Annotated in this window: 16 protein-coding genes; 6 read left to right on the plus strand and 10 right to left on the minus strand. The window is 38.4% G+C overall.

What is annotated here, in order from left to right; translation table 11 throughout:
• Window positions 1-34: 34 nt before the first annotated feature.
• Complete coding sequence (locus QZT73_RS00105; protein ID WP_291786031.1) at window positions 35-2,011, plus strand: tetratricopeptide repeat-containing sensor histidine kinase; 1,977 nt, start codon at window positions 35-37, stop codon at window positions 2,009-2,011.
• On the opposite strand, the gene QZT73_RS00110 is transcribed toward QZT73_RS00105, so the two are convergent.
• The 4 genes from QZT73_RS00110 to QZT73_RS00125 form a co-directional block, all read right to left on the minus strand.
• Window positions 1,959-2,837: an ABC transporter substrate-binding protein gene (locus tag QZT73_RS00110; protein WP_291781032.1), complete on the minus strand. Its 879-nt coding sequence runs from the start codon at window positions 2,835-2,837 to the stop codon at window positions 1,959-1,961. The genes QZT73_RS00105 and QZT73_RS00110 overlap by 53 nt on opposite strands.
• Before the next feature lie 122 nt (window positions 2,838-2,959).
• Window positions 2,960-4,243, minus strand: a complete 1,284-nt coding sequence (locus QZT73_RS00115) for an MFS transporter (protein WP_291781029.1) — start codon at window positions 4,241-4,243, stop codon at window positions 2,960-2,962.
• A gap of 67 nt (window positions 4,244-4,310) precedes the next feature.
• Entirely contained in the window at window positions 4,311-6,737 is a 2,427-nt protein-coding gene (locus tag QZT73_RS00120; protein WP_291786034.1) for a glycoside hydrolase family 31 protein, read from the minus strand.
• Between the two features lie 202 nt (window positions 6,738-6,939).
• A complete protein-coding gene (locus QZT73_RS00125) occupies window positions 6,940-7,974 on the minus strand; it encodes a LacI family DNA-binding transcriptional regulator (protein ID WP_291786037.1) in 1,035 nt (344 codons plus the stop codon).
• A 342-nt stretch (window positions 7,975-8,316) separates the two neighbouring features.
• On the opposite strand from QZT73_RS00125, the gene QZT73_RS00130 reads away from it, so the two are divergent.
• From QZT73_RS00130 to QZT73_RS00145, 4 genes are all read left to right on the plus strand, one after another.
• Complete coding sequence (locus tag QZT73_RS00130) at window positions 8,317-9,387, plus strand: SusF/SusE family outer membrane protein (RefSeq protein ID WP_291782658.1); 1,071 nt, start codon at window positions 8,317-8,319, stop codon at window positions 9,385-9,387.
• Window positions 9,388-9,465: 78 nt separating this feature from the next.
• Window positions 9,466-12,258 carry an alpha-amylase family glycosyl hydrolase gene (locus QZT73_RS00135; RefSeq protein ID WP_291786040.1) on the plus strand — a complete coding sequence of 931 codons (2,793 nt, stop codon included), beginning with the start codon at window positions 9,466-9,468 and terminating at the stop codon, window positions 12,256-12,258.
• 17 nt (window positions 12,259-12,275) lie between these two features.
• Window positions 12,276-13,337: a class II fructose-bisphosphate aldolase gene (fbaA, locus tag QZT73_RS00140; RefSeq protein WP_291782653.1), complete on the plus strand. Its 1,062-nt coding sequence runs from the start codon at window positions 12,276-12,278 to the stop codon at window positions 13,335-13,337.
• Between the two features lie 69 nt (window positions 13,338-13,406).
• Complete coding sequence (locus QZT73_RS00145; protein WP_291782650.1) at window positions 13,407-14,960, plus strand: alpha-amylase family glycosyl hydrolase; 1,554 nt, start codon at window positions 13,407-13,409, stop codon at window positions 14,958-14,960.
• A gap of 25 nt (window positions 14,961-14,985) precedes the next feature.
• On the opposite strand, the gene pfkA is transcribed toward QZT73_RS00145, so the two are convergent.
• Both pfkA and QZT73_RS00155 read right to left on the minus strand, forming a co-directional pair.
• Entirely contained in the window at window positions 14,986-15,972 is a 987-nt protein-coding gene (pfkA, locus tag QZT73_RS00150) for a 6-phosphofructokinase (protein ID WP_291782646.1), read from the minus strand.
• Window positions 15,973-15,977: 5 nt separating this feature from the next.
• Window positions 15,978-16,352 carry a methylglyoxal synthase gene (locus QZT73_RS00155; protein WP_291782664.1) on the minus strand — a complete coding sequence of 125 codons (375 nt, stop codon included), beginning with the start codon at window positions 16,350-16,352 and terminating at the stop codon, window positions 15,978-15,980.
• A gap of 225 nt (window positions 16,353-16,577) precedes the next feature.
• On the opposite strand from QZT73_RS00155, the gene mscL reads away from it, so the two are divergent.
• A complete protein-coding gene (gene mscL, locus QZT73_RS00160; RefSeq protein ID WP_291786042.1) occupies window positions 16,578-16,991 on the plus strand; it encodes a large-conductance mechanosensitive channel protein MscL in 414 nt (137 codons plus the stop codon).
• 317 nt (window positions 16,992-17,308) lie between these two features.
• On the opposite strand, the gene QZT73_RS00165 is transcribed toward mscL, so the two are convergent.
• The 4 genes from QZT73_RS00165 to QZT73_RS00180 form a co-directional block, all read right to left on the minus strand.
• The gene (locus QZT73_RS00165) at window positions 17,309-17,761 is read right to left on the minus strand and encodes a Spy/CpxP family protein refolding chaperone (protein ID WP_291782640.1); all 453 of its coding nucleotides are present in this window, start codon (window positions 17,759-17,761) and stop codon (window positions 17,309-17,311) included.
• 12 nt (window positions 17,762-17,773) lie between these two features.
• The gene (locus QZT73_RS00170) at window positions 17,774-18,148 is read right to left on the minus strand and encodes a hypothetical protein (protein WP_291782637.1); all 375 of its coding nucleotides are present in this window, start codon (window positions 18,146-18,148) and stop codon (window positions 17,774-17,776) included.
• Window positions 18,149-18,183: 35 nt separating this feature from the next.
• Complete coding sequence (locus QZT73_RS00175) at window positions 18,184-18,732, minus strand: RNA polymerase sigma factor (RefSeq protein ID WP_291786069.1); 549 nt, start codon at window positions 18,730-18,732, stop codon at window positions 18,184-18,186.
• Window positions 18,733-19,050: 318 nt separating this feature from the next.
• Window positions 19,051-19,974, minus strand: a complete 924-nt coding sequence (locus tag QZT73_RS00180) for a universal stress protein (RefSeq protein ID WP_291786045.1) — start codon at window positions 19,972-19,974, stop codon at window positions 19,051-19,053.
• Between the last annotated feature and the right edge of the window lie 161 nt (window positions 19,975-20,135).

Consider the following 20,135-nt stretch of genomic DNA (forward strand, 5'->3'; position numbering starts at 1 on the left):
AATTTGAGTTTAGTAAAATAGATTTTCGTTTGATATGCGCAAAGTTTTATTTTTAATGATAGTGCTTCAACTTTTTAATTTTGACTTGAAGGGTCAAATTGAAAATGAATTGGATAGTTTAATGATTTATTTGGAAGATGTAGAACCAAAAGAAAGGGGATTGGTCCTTAACAGATTTTCATTTTTACTGAGGGAAAAGAACATCACTCAAGCCTTTGAATTTGCCAATGAAGCTGAAAAAATCGGGATAGCCATCAATGACTCTTTAATTATGGCCCATGCCAAGGAAAATCTGGGATGGATCTATTACAGGTCAGGTGTTTGGGATAAGGCATTTAGGTACTCAAGAGACGCATATACCATCAGCTATCAGATCAAAGATAATAAGGGATTGGCCATGGCCATGAATAATTTGGGTGTAATTTATTACAAACAAAAAAATTATGAGGAAGCTATCAAGAAATTTAAGGGAGCTTATTCCATAGGGCTTCAACTTGAGGATCCTTTCATCATGGTCAGAAGTCTTAATAATGCAGCCATAAATTTCTTATCAGCCGTAGAACCCGATTCCGCATACTACTATGCCTACAAAGCACTTAAAATAAATAATGAATTCAATACAATCTACTTTAATAGTTTCACGTATCGGGTAATCGGCGATATTCAGCTAGCCAAAAATCAATATGAAGAAGCCATTGATACGTATAATTTCGCCCAACACACGGCAACTCACCACATGCTGGAGTCTTTTGAAGCATCTATTCTCCAAAGAATGGGAAATGCATATAGGCTTTCGGGTAACTTAGGAAAAAGCATAGAATTGTTGGAAAAAGGGAAAGATATCGCATTGGAAAAAAACTTTCAGGATGAGTTGATTTATTTTTATAAGTACTTGGCTATGGCATATGAACAAGTCGGTAAATTAGACCTCGCCTACTTCAATCAAATGGCCTATAACAGGTTAAGTGAAATACTTGAAGAGCGTATCAACAAAGATAGACTTGCCTTGGTGTCAGCTACATTTGAAGTTGAAAAAAACGATGCGGAAATCCGTTACTTAAGAGCAGAAAATGATTACCAGGAATTGCAACTGAAAAACTTTAAAACATACAATTTCTTATTTACAATTGGTACTATATTTTTAGCAGTACTGTTCGTCTGGCTATGGTCCATGCATAAAAAAACAAAAGCCATCAATATTGAGCTTTATATGAATCAGGTAAAAATAGAGGAACAAAAGGCTGAGCTGGAAAAGCACTCTAAAAACCTGAATGAGTCTAACCGACTAAAGGACAGGTTGTTTTCAATATTGGGACATGATCTCAAGACGCCTGTTTCCCAGCTTCAAGGCGTTTTGGGCTTGCTTCATGATAATAACCTGAGTAAAGAAGAGTTTTATGAACTTACAGCCACGCTTAAAAGAAATGTTGATGGGCTTTTTGTCACTTTGGATAATATCCTGAGTTGGTCAAGGGCTCAAATGGAAGGTTTCAAAGTTCAATTAAGACCAACTGATAGTCTTCAGATTATCAGGGAATGTATAGAACTACTCCAACAGCATGCTGAGGGAAAAGGGATTACTTTCCACATTGATGTGAACCAGGAAATAAAGCTTTGGGTTGATACGGATCTGCTGCAAATCATTCTAAGGAACCTGATCGGAAATGCAGTCAAATATTCCAGAAAGAATTCAGAAATTAAAATTGAAGCCAGCGAAGAAGGAGATTTTGTAAAGTTATCCATCTCTGATCAAGGAATAGGAATTTCAAAGGAAAAGCTTGAACAAATCAAAAATCAGAAATTCTCTCTTTTGGATTCAAGTACTGGAACTGACAATGAAAGGGGAACAGGCCTGGGTATCAATCTTTGTAAAGAATTTACACGCCTGATGGGAGGAGCAATTGAGTTTGAAAGTAAACGTAATGTGGGCACAAAGGTATCCCTTAAATTTAGGCGTGTTAGGGTTTTATCAAATTCACAAAATTCTCCTCAACAAAAACATTTGGTTTAAATTCCATGCGCTCAATGATTTTCAAGTCTACCAAATTATGGAATACATTCGCTAATTCTTCTTCTCCCATGGAGCTGTCTTCTGCCCAAAAAGTATCTTTCAGCCATGATTTCAGATCCTCGGGTTTTTGTGCGTAAAAAGTAGCCATCTCCTCTAAAATACCTTCTGTTCTTTTGATTATTCCTGCTTTTTGATAGACTTTATCCCTTAGCTCTGGTAAGACTTTCGCATATTTTTCCATCGCCTTTTTGGAAGCCACAATCACAAAGCACGGCCAGGGTGTTGGTATTTCATCGATTCTTTTGAAGAGACCTGCATCTACCAATGGTTTGGTGGTAAATTTTTCCCATAAAAAAAGTTTGGGTCCGGAAGACTCAAATGATTTTTTTGCCCCTTCCAAATCACCTATTTCTTCAAAAATAAGTGAGGATAAATCCCAATTTTCCCTTTTGGCCAATAGGTAAGCCATTAGATGTGAGCCAGAACCAAACCTACTGATCAAGAATGGAACATTTTGAAGAGAATTCAGCTTGGTTTCCATGCACTTTCCAGATAAATGAACCCCCCATATTAAGGGGCTTTTAACATACCAGCCAATGATTCTACCCGGATTCCCCTCAACCTTATCTTTGATAAAGCTTTCGGTAAGTGTAATAGCCAAATCTGTCTCTTCTTCCCGGATAGCTTTGTTCATGGCACCAGAACCTTTGGATTCATTTTTCCATACCAGTTCAATACCAGCAGACAAAAACGGCTGTTCCGCAATCACTTTAAGCCAGGGAAAATTGAAATGCTCAGGTACTCCTGTAATGATTAATTGTTCCATTTTTTAAATGATTGGGGTAGTGTCAAATTATTTTGTGAGCAATTATGCTACAAAATTCGCGCATTCTGATTGATAGAATTTCAATTTTCAGCAAACTATTTTCAAAAACTTTTTATACTTAATCAGCCGTCATGAGTGGCAGCACGGTTGGTTATAAATAAATTACAAAATCCAGCAATTATCAAGGAAGTTCCGGCGAGGACCATCGTAAATACCACTTCTTCCCCAAATAGCAATTTATACATAAAATTTATTCCTCCTAAAGAGGCGACAATTTGAGGAATGACGATGAACATATTGAAAATCCCCATATATACACCCATCTGTTTTGGGTTCACTGCACTTGAAAGCATGGCATAAGGCATGGATAGGATACTGGCCCAAGCTATGCCAACCAAAGCAAAGCATATATGGAGCATCCAAGGCTCAGTGATGAAATAAATGAGGATAAAACCAAAGCCTCCAGCAAATAAACTCAACATATGCACTAATTTCCTGTTGATTTTCACTTTTGAAGTAATGAAGGCCAGGATCAAGGCAAAAAACATGGAAACCAATCCGTAAGTACCCAGGTAATTTCCCACACTGTCTGCCGCATTGTTGTATGCTACAGAAGTGGTATCAGTGGCTTTAAAAATATGCTCCGTAATGGCAGGTGTGGCAAAGCTCCACATGGTAAAAAAGGCAAACCAGGAAAAAAATTGCACTAGCCCGAGTTTTTTCATAACCTCTGGCATACTGGCTATGTTTTTAAATATTTCTTTAACTCCTGTGAAAAAGCCTTTGCTTGCTTCTTTTTCTTTTTTGAAAGCTTCCAAGTCTGCGGGTGGATATTCTTCTGTGGTAAGAATGGTATATAAGATAGAAGAAAAGAGTACCAACGCACCGATGGCAAAGGCAAATTTAACAGAATCGGGTACCACTCCAGGATCGGCAGTATTGGGGATTCCAATTTGTGTCATGAACCAGGGCAGGTTACTGGCTATCCACGTACCTATGCCAATAATGAGGGTTTGTACTACAAAGCCATAAGAACGTTGTGAGTCTGGAAGTTTGTCTGCTACAAGCGCCCTGAAAGGCTCCATACTGATATTTATTGATGCATCCAATACCCAAAGCGAACCTGCGGCGATCCACAGGGCACTGCTGTAAGGCGCAAAAAACAGGGCGATAGTAGAAAGAATTGCTCCTATCAGAAAAAAAGGTCTTCTTCTCCCAAACTTGGGATGCCATGTACGGTCAGATAAATATCCTACGATAGGTTGTACTATAAGCCCTGTCAAAGGGGCAGCAATCCATAAAATCGGGATGGCATCTTTTTCAGCTCCCAAAGTTTGGAAAATTCTGGACATGAATCCACCTTGTAAGGCAAAACCAAACTGTATACCCAGGAACCCGAAACTCATGTTCCAAATCTGCCAAAAACTAAGTCTCGGTTTCTTGCTTGCTACTTGCATTGTCTAATTAAAACGGTTAATCGAAAGTTATCTCAAAGGCCTTTCTGTGGTTAGGAATACTTATCATACAAGTATTTTTTGCAGTATGGTAAGGATGCAAGTGCTCTGGTAAGGGATCAAAATCAGTCAGTCTTTCGATAAAAGCGAGATCTTCTTCCTGGGTTTTGATAGACTCCCCGTTTACCTTTACACTAGAGACATACTTGCCATGTATATACAATTTTATTTCTGAGAATGTACTTTGAAGGGCACCTTCAGGAGAATCAAAAACAAGTGTTTTTTCCTCTCCTAACCACTTTATATTTCTTTTAAAATACTTGCCTGTTTTGTATTCAAAACTAGTTCCGTCATCTTCATAATGGGTGTGGGAAGATTCGTTGGTGCCAAAATAAAGGTGGATCCGGAGTATACCATCATGCTGTTCTCCCGTATGCCTTATATCAGATTGCATAGCAATAATGGCACCTGCTTTTACAAATACGGGCAGGTAACTTGTAGGACAATCCTTATAAATTACCTGATTGCCATGATATTTTTTGCTATCAAATAAATAGTACCAATCTCCTTCAGGTAAATATACTTTGGTGATTTCCTTGTGGCTTTCAACTGGGGCTATCAAAAATACATCACAGAAGAGGTATTGATTTTGAAAAGCGGTATCAAATATAATATTGTCAAAAGGATAATCTATTGCCAAACTTTTAGCGAGAGGCATTCCATCCAAGGTACTTTTATAAAATGCACTGTAAATAGTAGGCAATAACTTATACCGTAACTTCATGTAATTTCTTGAAATCTCTTCCACTTCTTCACCAAAAGCCCACGGTTCTGAATCATTGGTATTGATCATGGAGTGTGCTCTGAAAAGTGGTGCAAAAGCGGCTATACTGATCCATCTTGCAAAGAGACTTTTGCTGGCTTCACCTGCAAATCCACCAACGTCATATCCTGAAAATGCCACCCCGCTTAAACCAAGGCTGTTGACCAAGCGTATCCCTGCCAACATATGCTCTTCACTAGAGACATTATCTCCAGTCCATGCCGCCGCATACCTTTGTATTCCCGAAAATCCAGATCTTGTCAAAATGAAAGGTCTTTGGCTGCCATTCTGCCTTAAACTACCCTCCATGGCACTCCTTGCCATTTGCATGCCATATACATTTCTAGCTTTTCTATGGCTGACTTCTTCCCCTTCATAATGAAAATCTATGAGGTTGGGAGTGAATTGACCCCAAGAAGCAGGTTCATTCATGTCTGTCCAATAACCATCTACACCTGCAGTTTTGTAAAATTCCATTTTTTCAGTCCACCATTCCCGAACATTTGGGTTGGTAAAATCAGGGAAAGCACACCATCCCGGCCAGACTTGCGCTTCATAAACCGTCCCATCAGGATAGGTTACAAATAAATCCTCTTTCAATCCCTCATCATAAGGCCCATAGCCAGGGTCTGTTTTAATACCTGGATCCATGATCACCACTACCTTAAAACCTTTATCTTTTAAACTTTTGATCATGGCTTTTGGATCAGGAAACTTTTCTCCATCAAATGTAAAAACTTTATATTTTTCCATATGATGAATGTCCAAGTAGATCACATCCGCAGGCATATTTTTGTTTCTAAAAGAATCTGCCAGAGACAAAACCTCCGAATCCGGATAATAAGAATACCTGCATTGCTGAAAGCCCAGAGACCATATTGGAGGGAGCTGCATTTTACCTGTCAAGTGGGTGTAAGCCCCAATAATTTGCCCTACAGTATCATCATGAAAAAAATAATAATCCATGTCCCCATCCTCGGCAGCATAGTAAATGAACCTGTTGTTGGAAGCGCCAAAGTTAAAGGTGCTTTTGTGTGTATTGTCCAGGAATATACCATAACTCAATCCATGATGTAATCCTATATAGAAGGGAATAGACATGTAAAGTGGATCATCTCCCACACCATAAGCAAAGTAGTCCGTATTCCAGTTTACATAGGCTTTACCAGCCCGGTCGAGATTACCTGTTTTTTCTCCAAGTCCAATGAACCTTTCATCATGCTGGACTTTTTTATATGTGCTCACTTCTGTTCCCAGCCACGAAATCGCAAATGCACTGTCATCTTCATTGATTACTTGACCATTGGTTGTTTTAAAAACAAGGCTGAAAGGATAAAGATGGACTTCCAAATGAATCTTACCCGTCTTTAATTTCAAGTAGCTATCATATTCTTCTATTTCAAGCCCTGTTTCTGCCGGTTCAGTAACTACAGAATAAGGGTTGGGAGAAAAATCATCCTCCTGACTTACCTGAACCCTGATGGTGTTTGGCTCATAAACTGTTATTTTGAAATTTGCTTGTTGGGTACTTCCTTTTATCCCAAAGGAAGTTGTCTCCCAAAAATCAACAGTCCCGATTGGAATATTTCTTTTTCCTGAGGATTTTTTGGTCAGTGTAGGCATTTCATTTCAGAATCTATTTCTAAGGAATTGGGTACAAATGTCCCATGTTGGAAGCTAATTTAAAAAGTAAAGCGAAAGTAAAAAACGTGAGGGTAGATCCACATCCCTCAAAATTGGTACGGTTGATATGATTTTCAGCCAATTTTAGAAGAATAATGTAAATTCAATCGTTTGCACAAAAAAAAATGAATTTTTAAAAATTTTATGGAATTCTCTGGGAAGATTTACGAATAATCAATTCGGTATCCAATTCAATGTTGGTAGATAAGGCACGATCCTCCGGTTTTTTATCAATAATTTCCAGTAAAATTTCAATGGCCCTTTCACCCACTTGAAAACCTGGCTGTAAAACAGATGATAGGGGAGGGTCAATCATAGAGGAAAACTGCCAATTAGAAAAGCCAACAATGCCGACATCATCCGGAATACGTAGACCCAAAGATTTCACGGCCATCATAGCACCTGAAGCTACTATATCATGGTGTGCAAAAATGGCATCAGCTCTGGTCAGTGGATTTTGGAAAAGTTTCTTTATCAGTTCAAAACTTTCCCATTCATCTCCCTCGGGACAAGTGACAATAAGTTCTTCCAAAACGGGAATACCTGCTTCCTGAAGTGCTGAAAGGTACCCTTCCTTTCTCTTTACACTGATCGCAAGGTTTGGTGGGCCTGCCAAATGAAGGATTTTTTTATATCCTTGCAATATAAGGTGTTTGGTAGCATTGTAGGCCCCATTAAAATCATTAACGGTTACATTGATTGTGTTTTCCAGATAGGGTCTACGGTCAAAAAAGACAATGGGGAAATCCTGTTCCATCAATTTGCTGAAGTGGGAAAAGTCTGTAGTCTCTTTTGAATAACTTACCAATAAACCATCAATTTGGTTGGAAAGTAAGGTCTCCAAACTGCTTTTTTCCCTTTCTAGTTTTTCATTGGTCTGACACAATATCACATTATATCCATTTTTATAGGCAAAATCCTCTATACCACTGATGACAGTAGAAAAGAAAAAATGAACAACTTCAGGTATTATGACTCCCACTGTAAATGATTTGCTTTTCCTCAAACTTAAGGCCACTGCATTTGGCCGGTAGTTGAGTTTTTCAGCCATTTCTTTGACTTTTCTCTTGGTTTCATCACTAATTCCAGGATAATCTTTCAAGGCCCTGGAAACTGTTGAAGAGGAGACATTGAGTTCCCTAGCAATGTCTTTAATGGTAGCTTGACCCAGTTTCATAAAAATTATCTTTTTCTAAGAAATTAAATTTAAGGTTTATGCATTCAATTTAATATGAAGTATTATACCATTTTTTTTGTCCAAAGGATAAATGATTACAACCTTTCAATATAGACAAAATATTTTACGAAAATGCACACGTTTGCGGTAACGTTTGCATGAAAAAATATTTTTAAAACTATTAGTTATCTCTTGCACCGTATTGGTTTTGTATGTAATATCAATAGATGGTTTATAGTTCAAGCGCATTTTTAAGCAGGATAAAATGTTTAAAATAGTACTTAAACTTGAACTAATTGTAAAATTAAAATTACCAAAAGTACAACAATAAATACCAAAACGATGATGAAATTTCTTACTAAATTAACTTGGGCAGCTTTTCTGCTGCCGTTGATCTGGGCCTGTGGTGATCTGGAGCAGCCACCCATTATCCAACAATTCCCAGCATCAATTTCCTCGCCTCCTTCAGCTATTGTGCTAACTGGAGAGGATGAAGATGAAGTAGTTGTTTTTAATGTTACACAGGCTGACTTTGGGGCCAATATGGAGGTTACTTATATCATCCAGATGGATCGTCCTGGCAATGGTTTTGAAAATGCGGCAGATCTTGGTTCTTCAACCTCGAATGTAATCGAAGTAAAGGCCAATGAAATCAACAGAAGAGCGATTTCCAGAGGAATTGTTGCAGGAGAAACCGGTCCAATGGAATTTAGGGTAAGGGCTGTACCTTCCAGAACACTTTCGGCACTTGCTGGTGAACCGGTAACTATCAGCGTAACTACATTCTCTGATGCAGTTGCTTTGCGAAATATGTTCTTAGTAGGTGAGGCGACAGCAAGGGGATGGGATAACAATGCCAATAACCCAGCATTATTTAGAGATCCTGAAAATGCAGACCTTTTTGTATATTCTGGATTCTTTAATGCGGGAGGTTTCAAGGTATTGGAAAATCTCGGACAGTGGCAGCCTCAATTTGGCACCAATGATGGATCCACCATTTCAGCTAATATGGGTGGTGGTGATGATCCAGATGTGTTTAATGTACCTGCAGCAGGTTATTATACCTTTACTTTTGATTTATCAACTGAAACTTTCAGCCTTGAGCCCATCGCTGATGTACCATCAGTTTTCGAAACTGTAGGTATTATTGGTAGTGCTACCCCCGAAGGTTGGGATGCCAGTACCGCCATGAATCAACTTGAATTTGATCAGCATATTTACTACATTACTGCAAGCTTAGAAGATGGAGAAATGAAGTTTAGGGCTGACAATGATTGGGCTGTAAATTGGGGAGCAGGAACTGCAATAAGTGGAGCAGGTGTTCAGGATGGTCCAAATATCCCTGTGGAAGCAGGTACCTTCAAAATTTGGTTCAACTCTCTTGATGGAAGGTATCTAAAAATAGAACAATAAATAAAAGAAACTGTAAGGAAGAGGGCTGCTTGAAAAAGTAGCCCTTTTCATTAAATTTACCTTCAGTATTTTCATTCTATGAATAAATTAAGTTCTATAATTTCCCTGCTTTTTATTTTTTTCTGGTCCTTTTCCATGGCTCAGGTGAGTACGGTCCCTGATTTTCCAAGGGCTAGTGATAAGATCAAAATCATCTATGATGCGACAGAAGGTACTTCTGGCCTTCAGGGTTCAGATCAGGTCTACATTCATATCGGTGCTGTTACAGAAGGACCCGATTCCAGAGCTTGGTCTATTGTTCCCACCCAATGGGGTATTGATGACCCATTGGGCAAAATGACCAAAGTGGAAGGAGAAGCTGACTTATGGGAATTTGAATTGGTACCTGATGAGTTTTTCAATACAAGTTCAGGTCAGGTTATCTACAGATTGGGAATGGTTTTCAGGAATGTAGACGGAAGCAGGGAAGGGAAAGATGAAAGAAACCAGGATTTTTTTGTCAATCTCGCCCAAGGGTTTCAAGTGGCTTTTCAACAACCAAGCTCAAATAGCACACTTTTAGAAGTGGGAGAAAGCCAAAACATAAGCATAATCTCTACTGGCCCAGCTTTACTGCGCATTTATATCAATGATGTGGAAGTAGCCAGTGCGACTGAAGAAGATAAACTTTCTTATGTTTTTGAGGCATCTCAAATAGGAGAATATGAAATTAAGGCACAGGCTTTATCGGGAGCAGATGAAAGCATTTCCATTATTAAGATCTCTGTAGTGGGGCCAAGCCCGAAAGCTCCATTGCCAGTTGGCATGCTAAAAGGCATCAATTACCTTTCTGACACAGAAGCCCTTCTTGTGCTGGAAGCACCTAAAAAGAAAAATGCTTTTCTAATTGGAGATTTTAATAATTGGACTGTCAGTCTCGAATACCAGATGAACCAGACTCCTGACAATGCGTTTTTTTGGTTTCATCTAAAGGATTTGGTTCCTGGAGAAGAATATATCTTCCAATATTTAATTGATGGGGCAATCAGGATAGGGGATCCTTATGCCGATAAAGTTTCAGATCCATTTCATGATAATGAAATCATTCAACAAAATAGGTACCCTGGGCTAAAGCCTTATCCTGAAGGGAAAACTGAATTTCAGGCCACCTTTCTACAAACTGCTCAGGAGCCGTATGAGTGGAAGCATCTGAACTACAACAAACCAGCACCGGAGGAATTGGTCGTCTATGAATTGCTGATCAGGGACTTTGATGAAAGAAGAACCTTTAAAGCGGTGGTAGAAAGATTAGATTACTTGAAAGATTTAGGGATCAATGCCATTGAATTGTTACCCGTTAAAGAATTTGAAGGAAATATCTCCTGGGGATACAATCCCTCATTCTTTTTTGCAGTAGATAAATTTTATGGTCCCAAAAACCATTTAAAAGAACTGATTGATGAAGCCCATAAGCGGGATATGGTGGTTATCCTTGATCAAGTGCTCAACCATGCCTTTGGGCAGAGTCCATTTGTGAGGCTTTATAATGATGGTGATTTTGGTGCACCTACTTTAGATAATCCTTGGCTCAACAGGGTTGCGCGGCACCCTTTTAATGTAGGTTACGATTTCAACCATGAAAGTCCCTATACCAAGGCTTTTGTTGATTCTGTCAATAACTATTGGTTGACTGAATATAAAATTGATGGTTTTCGATTTGATTTGAGTAAAGGATTCACCCAATTCGATTCAGGAGATGATGTTGGACTCTGGAGCCAAAGGGATGAATCTAGAATTGCTATTTGGAAAAATATTTATGAACAGATTAGAAAAGATCACCCAGATGCGTATATTATTTTAGAGCATTTTGCGAGTAATTCTGAAGAAAGGGAATTGGCAGATTATGGTATGATGTTTTGGGGTAACCTTAACTTTGATTTCAGGGAAATGGCCAAAGGAGGTTCAAGGAATTTTGATTGGGGATTTTATCAAACAAGGGGCTGGTCCAAAAACAACCTGATCAGTTATATGGAGAGTCATGATGAAGAAAGGACCATGTGGGAAACGCTGACTTGGGGGCAAACTTCTCCGATTGATCTAAGGCAATTGAATAATGCTGTTAATAGGAATCAATTACTTGCTGCTTTTTTCTTTTCAATCCCAGGCCCCAAAATGCTCTGGCAGTTTGAAGAGTTTGGATATGACCTAGAGCTCAACAATGACAGACTGGGTATAAAACCAACCCGTTGGGAGTATTTGGACAACCCTGAACGACAAAGATTATGGAGGCTTTATCAGGCCATGATCCAATTGAAAAAAGAGCACAATGCCTTTAATACTCCCGAAAATGCCATTTTGAACCTTACTGAAAACCTGAAATCCATCCGCTTGGTGGACGGTGATTTTCAAGTGGTACTATATGGTAATTTTGGTCTGACTGATATGAACAATGTTAGTCTGAGCTTTCCAAACTCAGGCAAATGGTACAATTACTTTACAGGAGAGGAAATAGATGTGACAGGAAATTCCATGGCTTTTAGAATGCGTGCCAATGAGTTTTTCCTTTTTACAAATCAGGCACTTGAAAAACCTGAAGGAAAAATCCTGATGGAGGATCTAATTACCTCGATCGGACCTGAAATAATACAGTCAGAGGCATTTAAAGTCTACCCGGTTCCTGCCGAGAATTACTTATGGGTCAGCCTGCCAAAAGACTATAATGGCTTCAATTATAGGGTAATAGATGTTACGGGGAAGGTTGTAAAGGATGCCATTTATTCCGGGCAAGACAATATTTTGCAAATGGATATAAAGGATTTTAAAGCAGGACTTTATATCTTTGAAATCTTTGATAACCGACAGGTGGTTAGAAAAAGATTTATAAAACATTAATAACCTATTAAAACATCATGAAATTCAAACCAGGAGTAAAATTCGGAGAAGAGCTTAAGGACCTTTTGGAATATGCAAAAGAGAGTGAATTTGCAATGCCGGCCGTCAATGTGATCAACACCAGTACAGTAAATGCGGTATTGGAAACAGCAAAAAAAGTCAACTCTCCCGTGATCATACAATTTTCCAATGGAGGTGCTCAGTTTTATGCTGGAAAAGGTGCCGGGAATGAAAATCAGAAAGGTGCGATAGCAGGTGGCGTATCAGGAGCCTTACATGTGCATAGAATGGCCGAAATATATGGTGTTCCTGTTATACTCCATACAGACCATTGTGCCAAAAAACTGCTTCCATGGATTGACGGGCTTATGGAAGAAGGTAAAGCATATTACGCTGCCAATAAAAGGCCTTTATTTAGTTCACATATGCTTGACCTATCTGAAGAACCGGTTGAAGAGAATATAGAAATCTCTGTTGCTTACTTTAAGAAAATGAAAGCACTGGAAATGGGTATTGAAATCGAACTTGGTATTACCGGGGGTGAGGAAGATGGTGTGGACAATACTGATGTTGACAGCTCTAAATTATATACGCAACCTGAGGAAGTAGCTTATGCATACGAAAACTTGAAGGAAGTTGGAGATTTATTTACTGTGGCAGCCTCATTTGGGAATGTGCATGGAGTATATAAGCCTGGAAATGTAAGCCTTAAGCCTACTATCCTTAAGGATTCCCAAGACTATATTTCTAAGAAATTCGGCACTGGTTCCAAGCCTGTATTTTTCGTGTTTCATGGTGGTTCAGGCTCAACTCTGGAAGAAATCAGAGAAGCAAATAGTTATGGGTCAATTAAAATGAACATAGATACAGATCAACAGTGGGCTTTTTGGGAAGGTGTAAAAAATTATTATAAATCCAATGAAGGATACCTGCAAACCCAACTGGGTAATCCCGATGGTGCTGATAGTCCCAATAAAAAATACTATGATCCAAGAGTTTGGCTTAGAAAAGGGGAAGAAAACTTTATTAAGAGATTGGAAATGGCCTTCGACATGCTTAATGCTGTGGGAAGAAACTGATTTAGAAATCAAGATATTCATCGAAAAAGTCACTGGGTCGGTGACTTTTTCATTTTCACTCAATCACCTATGAGAAATCATTTTATCTTTATTTTTACTTTGTTGACAATTACAGTGTCCTGCTCTGATGGAGGGGGAAAAGAAGTAGAAAACCATTGGCCATATGCCGGAATTACCTATGAAATTTTCATTCAATCATTTTATGATTCTGACGGAGACGGAATAGGGGATATCAATGGGGTAATCAAAAAATTAGATCATGTCAAAGAATTGGGAGCCAATGCCATTTGGTTTATGCCCATCATGCCCTCACCCAGTTATCACAAATACGATGTTACGGATTACAAAGCCATACATCCAGATTATGGCACCATGGATGATTTCAAGAAGCTTTTGGATGAGGCACATAAAAAAGACATCAAAATAGTGATCGACATGATCATCAATCATACCAGTACAGAACATCCTTGGTTTCAGGAATCCAAGAAAAGTAGGGATAATCCTTTTAGGGATTATTATGTCTGGGCCCAAAAAGACACAATTGCGGATTATATCAATAAGAAGACCATTACTTTGGACAGCGACAATATCAGGCAATGGCATGACCCAGGATTTGGTACTGACTACTATTACGGATTCTTTTATGGAGGCATGCCTGATCTGAACTTTGATAATCCGAAAGTCAGGGAAGAAATTTTTGAAATTGGAAGGTTTTGGTTAGAAGAAGTAGGAGTGGACGGATTCAGGTTGGATGCTGCCAAACACATATTCCCAGACGATAGACCTGAAGATAACCATGCTTTTTGGAAGGAATTTAGAGATAGGATGACGGCTATTAAGCCAGATATTTATCTGGTGGGAGAGGTTTACGACAGGAAAGAAATTGTAGCGCCCTATCTACCAGGTCTTCCCGCTTTATTCAATTTTGATTTTCACTACACGCTCATTGAATCCTATCAAAAAGAAGATGGGATGTTGTTGGCCAATAAACAAAAAGGTGTGCTTGATTTTTATTTGGATATTACCAAAGATTTTATTGATGCTACTTTTTCTTCAAACCATGACCAGCCAAGACTTTTAAATTCCTTGGATGAAAATCCAAGGAAATTGAAGCAGGCCATTAATATTTTAATGACCATGCCAGGTGCACCTTATCTTTATTATGGTGAAGAAATCGGTATGTTGGGAAATAAGCCGGATGAGCATATCCGTGAGCCTTTTTTATGGGATATTAAAGCCAATGATAAAGGCAGAACCAAATGGATTGAGCCTATCTATTCTATCGATGAAACCGTCACTCCATTGGCAATCCAAAAATCAATGAGTACCAGTTATTTCAATCATTATAAAGAGATCATCAAACTCAGAAATAGTAATAGAGCTTTGGCTTTGGGAAATTTGGAGCTTTATGAAGGAGAATTACCCAAACCGGTGATGGCATTTTTCAGAATGCACAAAAATCAGGATGTTTTTGTGGCGCATAACCTCAGTGATTTGGAAGTAAGATTGGAAGTACCTGAAGATTATCAGCACTTGATCTACAATTATGGAATGGCTGAATTGGAAGGTAAGCAAGTGAAACTGCCAGCTTATGCATCTGTAGTCATAGAAAGGGAAGATTAAAAAAGGAGGCACTTTGCCTCCTTTTTTACGTAGATAATATTTTTACGACCCTAAAGTCATATTCATCTACTTCCTTATTGCCAATTATCGCTTTTGCTATTGGTGTATATACTACTTTATTATTGATTATACCTGCCATCACATCATATTTCCCTTGAAGTAAGCCTTCTACTGCCGCGACGCCTAATTTGCTTGCAAGCACCCTGTCCAAGGAAGAGGGTGCACCTCCGCGCTGTAAATGACCCAAAATGGTCACTTTGATGTCGTAGTAGGGGAGTTGTTTCTTGATTTTTTCTGCTATCTCCGCTGCACCGCCACTTTTACCCCCTTCAGCAATTATCACAATATTGGACTGTTTCATGGCCTTGGTTCTTGCTTTAAGCCTCTCTACCAATCTTTCAATCGGCATTTTTTTCTCTGGGATCAAAGTGGCTGCTGCTGCACTACCTATGCCAGCATTGATGGCGATAAATCCAGCATCTCTGCCCATTACTTCTACAAAAAATAAACGGTCATGGGAGGTAGCTGTATCTCTGATTTTATCTATGGCCTGAATGGCCGTATTGCAGGCTGTATCAAATCCAACAGTGAGGTCTGTACCTGCAAGGTCGTTGTCAATTGTTCCCGGAATGCCAATTGCGGGTATCCCGTATTCTTTGTAAAATAAATGGGCTCCAGTGAGTGAACCATCACCACCTATTACTACTAAGGCATCAATTCCATGTTTTTTTAGATTTTCATAGGCTTTATTTCTACCCTCAGGGGTTCTAAAGTCCTGGCTTCTTGCAGATTTAAGGAAAGTTCCACCTCTTTCCAGAATGTGACTGATATGTTTGGATTCCAGTTTTTTGATCTCGTTTTGGATCATTCCTTCATAACCCCTGTATACGCCATACATTTCCAGGTTATAAAAAAAGCCAGCCCTAACTGTAGCCCTAATGGCAGCATTCATTCCCGGAGCATCTCCGCCGGAAGTTAAAACCGCTATTTTTTTGATTGTCTTTATTTCCATGGAATTTAAAGTCTTGTAGTCAATTGTAAAAACATCAAATGTGCTGCTGCTGGATTTGTTGCCAGCGGAATATTATGCACATCACAAATGCGCATGAGCATTTGTACATCAGGTTCATGTGGATGTTTGTCTAATGGATCCCTAAAAAAAATCACCATTTCCAATTCTTTTTGTGCAGCCATAGATGCAATTTGAGCATCCCCGCCCAAAGGACCTGAAAGTAATCTCTGAACTTTGAAGCCAGCACGTTCAATATGTGAACCAGTTGTGCCGGTAGCGACCAGTTGAATCTGCGCATGATTCAATTGGTCTTTAAAGCCGCTTAAAAAATGAACCATGTCGGCCTTTTTTCCATCATGGGCGATTAAGGCAATTTTCATCATGTTTAATAGGTTTGAATTCGAAAGTTAGGAAATTTTAAACATTTCCCTTAATAAAGCTGCATGTAATCTGTATAATTTTTAATCTATAACCATTGAATATTCGGGAAATTTAGGTTTCAAAATCAATTATTTTTAAAAATCCCTAAATACTTTGATTAAAAATTATTTTTATGAAGTTTTTATTTAAATTTGAAAATCATTTCAACTAAACTATATTCAAGTATGAGCTTAATTAAGGAATTTAAAGAATTCGCAGTCAAAGGTAATGTTATCGATTTGGCTGTTGCCGTTATCATTGCCGGTGCTTTTGGAAAGATTGTTTCTTCTTTTGTCAATGACATTATTATGCCACCACTTGGTGTGCTTTTAGGAGGAGTTGACTTTAAGGATCTTGTATTTATTGTTCAAGAGGCTACTGTCTCTGCAGCTGGAGAGGAGATTGAAGCAGTTACTCTTAATTATGGTAATTTTATCCAAAATGTCGTAGACTTTTTAATTATTGCTTTTGTTATTTTTATGGCCATCAAAGGAATTAATTCGGCCAAAAAGAAAAAAGAAGAGGCGCCAGCTGCACCACCGGCACCACCAAAGTCTGAAGTACTTTTAGAAGAAATAAGAGATTTATTAAAAAAATAAACCGTAAAAATAAAAAAGGCTGAATTCAATGAATTCAGCCTTTTTTAATCTGACTATTCGGAATGTTGCACGTATCAATCGGAGGGCCCTGGCAAGCTCGGCCATCTGGACTTAAATAAATACTTGAGGGAGGGAAGAAATGCGGTGAAGCCGCATTTCTTCCCTCCCTCCTCCGATTCCCCAAAACTAAAACCCGTTCCCCGAGCTTGCCGAGGGGCGCTTTAAGCGAATTTAATTCTACTACGGGTAAGATGACGGATACTCAGATTTTTTAATTTATTCCAACATTTTTTATGGATTTCATCAAAATATTTGAATTAGTTTTTGCCTCCACCACCTCTTGTTCGACCCTGTTGCATTCGGTATACCTGTCTAGTAAAGTCCCTGTTTACACTTCCCAGTTTTACAGCTTGGGAGGGAGTAATTACCTCTTGGATATCTTTCATAAACTGTTTTTCTTTTGCAAGCATTTTTTCCTGAATCTCAAACCTTTGCCCTATGATTGCTAAGGCCCTTTCATCAGCCAGTTCCTTGTTGGCATCTCGGTTCAAGGAAGACATCTCTTCCATCATCTTCATGCGGTCTTCCCTATATAGGTTATATAAAGGCCAAAATTTTTCCGCCTGAGCAGGTTTAAGGTCCAATCTATTCGTGATGAATGCTACTCTGGCTGATTCCAATTTTTCTTGATCATATTGCTGCCCGGTTCTTTGGCCATATGCTAAAACGGAAAATCCAATGAACACCAGAATTAAACTTAATTTTCTCATTTTTTCTTGCAATTAATACCAAATATTATTTTCTAAATCATCTAATTCCCAATCATAATCACTCCATTCATTCCTGATGATCTCGTCTAATATGGAGTTGGGGTTCTCTGCCAACATCAAGATATCTTCTGCTTGCCAATAATCTGAATTGATGTATACATCAATTTCCTGCTGTAAGCCAGAAAAAGCAGTAAAATTTGGTTCGGAAGTTTGATTTATAAAATAGACCGCAAATCCCAGAACTACTATTGCCGCAGCTGCATACCTTTTGAATAAGCTGATTTGCCTTACTTTCTCCCCCTCGTACCGCGACACTATGGTTTCTTGGAGCCCATCAAAATAATTATCTGGGGTTTTGAATATTTCTTTTTTACTAAATTTTTCCATAATACAATATTTAGACAATTATGAACGCTTATGGTTTATTCCGACCGCAGTTCATTTTCCAATTTTTTAACAGCATGATGGTAAGATGCCTTGAGGGAACCTATTGAAGTGTCTGTTATTTTACTGATTTCATCGTAACTGAGGTCCTCAAAATATTTCAGGTTAAAGACCAATCGCTGCTTATCCGGTAAACTTAAGATGGCTTTTTGCAGTTTCCTTTCTATTTCTTCTCCTGCTATCAATGGAGAGGAATCTACATAATTTTTCATAACTGCCTCATGGTCTTCTATGTTAAAAAAGAATCTCTTTTTCTTTTTCGCGAGAAAGTTGAGGCTTTCATTGGTGGCTATTCGATAAAGCCAAGTAAACAAGGAAGCGTTGCCCTGAAATTTATGGATATTCTTAAATGCTTTTATGAAAGTGATCTGGGTAAGATCATCAGCATCTTCATGGATAATTACCATTTTTCTAATGACTGCATAGACTTTTTTCTGATACAATTCAATCAATTGACGGAATCCCATTTCTCTAGTTCCTGGGTTTTGGAGTCGCGTCAAAAGTTGTTTATCACTTATTACTGTCATGTTCTTCTTTGACATGAAAAATAGGGAAAGGTTTAATGCTTAAACCCGAAATATGCATTAGAAATATTACATCAAGGCGCACAAGTTATTACGAGCTCATTAGCTGCGGCGGGCAGAATCAATCACTTCGTTGCATTTAGCTCTCTCACCATCTCATACGTACAGGATGGTGAGAGAGCTAAATGCTTGATTCTTTTGCGTTTTGAATTCTTCCCCATATTCATTGGGACAGGCTACGACGAATCCTAATGCATAATCCGGGTTAAATGGATTCCTTAATTATCTTAAATAAAAAAAGCGGGATATCCCGCTTTGATTTTATATTTCTAAGATATAATCCAATATTCCCGCATTTTTGCCTTTCGGCCTGGTGACCAATAAGGGGAACTCATCATTTAGCTGGATCAAGCGCTCTGCCATGCTTCCAATAAATAAAGCTGTAGCGGCTGTCCTTCCCTTGGCACCAATAATGATCGCATCCGCATTGATTTCCTTGGCCTTGGCCAAAATATCCTCTACAGGGTCATCATCCTCATCCTGGGTATATACAGGCGTAATATTGATGTTTTTAGTGTCTATTTTTCGAATAAATTTTTTGAAATTGATCTCCGCATGCATTTTCATGATTTCTGTAAATTCCTCATAACTCTTACCTGTAAAATGGTATCCGGAGGGTACAGTGAAAACATTCTGACATACGATTTCAGTTTTCTTTCCGTATTTTTCAGCAATTAAAATTGCCTCTTCCATCGCATCTTTTGAATAATCGGAAAAATCGGAAGGCACCAGCAACCGATCAATTTTTGGACTGGCATTCTCAGGAATTATCAGCAAAGAACAACTGGCTCTTCTAGCCAATCGCTGGGAAATCACTCCTGTTCCAGGTAGATTCACTTTTCTGCCTATCAGGATCATATCTGCAGATTTTTCATGTGCCAATTTTAACACCTTTTTAGAAAGTTGACCCTCCTTCACAATAAAAGAAAACTCAATATCTTCCTTAGAAACAAAGTTTTTCTCTACTGTCTCTTTCATCTGTGATCTTCTTTCTTCCACCATGTTTTCTATTAAACTGGGAAATTCACTGAGGACCTCCTTTGGAATATTGAGGTTCCTTATGACATTGGTGAAATAGATTTTTTTGGTCTGATTGGCATTTGCAATAAAAGAGGCAAACCTAACCAATGTTTCATCCAAGGATGTTTGGTCCAAACAAACAATTAGCTTTTTGATTTGATACATTTTTTCAATAGTGCCTTTTGATGGTGCAAAATTAATGATAATATCAATGAATACGTGAATTTTGTAGAATAATATTTTGGTTGAATCGGTTTTCTTTTCAAATATTCAGTTATTTATTCTGTGAATTTGACATTTTAACAGGAGAAAAATAAGCCCATATC

Source organism: Cecembia sp. (assembly GCF_007126775.1).
In the GTDB taxonomy this organism is placed as follows: Bacteria; Bacteroidota; Bacteroidia; order Cytophagales; family Cyclobacteriaceae; genus Cecembia.

Bases quoted from the DNA above. Each gene is read 5' to 3' on its own strand.
- QZT73_RS00130 (WP_291782658.1), top strand. From the start codon at position 8,317: ATGATGAAATTTCTTACTAAATTAACTTGGGCAGCTTTTCTGCTGCCG.
- QZT73_RS00145 (WP_291782650.1), top strand. From the start codon at position 13,407: ATGAGAAATCATTTTATCTTTATTTTTACTTTGTTGACAATTACAGTG.
- QZT73_RS00115 (WP_291781029.1), bottom strand. From the start codon at position 4,243: ATGAGTTTCGGGTTCCTGGGTATACAGTTTGGTTTTGCCTTACAAGGT.
- QZT73_RS00105 (WP_291786031.1), top strand. From the start codon at position 35: ATGCGCAAAGTTTTATTTTTAATGATAGTGCTTCAACTTTTTAATTTT.
- QZT73_RS00170 (WP_291782637.1), bottom strand. From the start codon at position 18,148: ATGGAAAAATTTAGTAAAAAAGAAATATTCAAAACCCCAGATAATTAT.
- QZT73_RS00120 (WP_291786034.1), bottom strand. From the start codon at position 6,737: ATGCCTACACTGACCAAAAAATCCTCAGGAAAAAGAAATATTCCAATC.
- mscL (WP_291786042.1), top strand. From the start codon at position 16,578: ATGAGCTTAATTAAGGAATTTAAAGAATTCGCAGTCAAAGGTAATGTT.
- QZT73_RS00175 (WP_291786069.1), bottom strand. From the start codon at position 18,732: ATGACAGTAATAAGTGATAAACAACTTTTGACGCGACTCCAAAACCCA.
- QZT73_RS00110 (WP_291781032.1), bottom strand. From the start codon at position 2,837: ATGGAACAATTAATCATTACAGGAGTACCTGAGCATTTCAATTTTCCC.
- QZT73_RS00155 (WP_291782664.1), bottom strand. From the start codon at position 16,352: ATGAAAATTGCCTTAATCGCCCATGATGGAAAAAAGGCCGACATGGTT.
- fbaA (WP_291782653.1), top strand. From the start codon at position 12,276: ATGAAATTCAAACCAGGAGTAAAATTCGGAGAAGAGCTTAAGGACCTT.
- pfkA (WP_291782646.1), bottom strand. From the start codon at position 15,972: ATGGAAATAAAGACAATCAAAAAAATAGCGGTTTTAACTTCCGGCGGA.
- QZT73_RS00180 (WP_291786045.1), bottom strand. From the start codon at position 19,974: ATGTATCAAATCAAAAAGCTAATTGTTTGTTTGGACCAAACATCCTTG.
- QZT73_RS00165 (WP_291782640.1), bottom strand. From the start codon at position 17,761: ATGAGAAAATTAAGTTTAATTCTGGTGTTCATTGGATTTTCCGTTTTA.
- QZT73_RS00125 (WP_291786037.1), bottom strand. From the start codon at position 7,974: ATGAAACTGGGTCAAGCTACCATTAAAGACATTGCTAGGGAACTCAAT.
- QZT73_RS00135 (WP_291786040.1), top strand. From the start codon at position 9,466: ATGAATAAATTAAGTTCTATAATTTCCCTGCTTTTTATTTTTTTCTGG.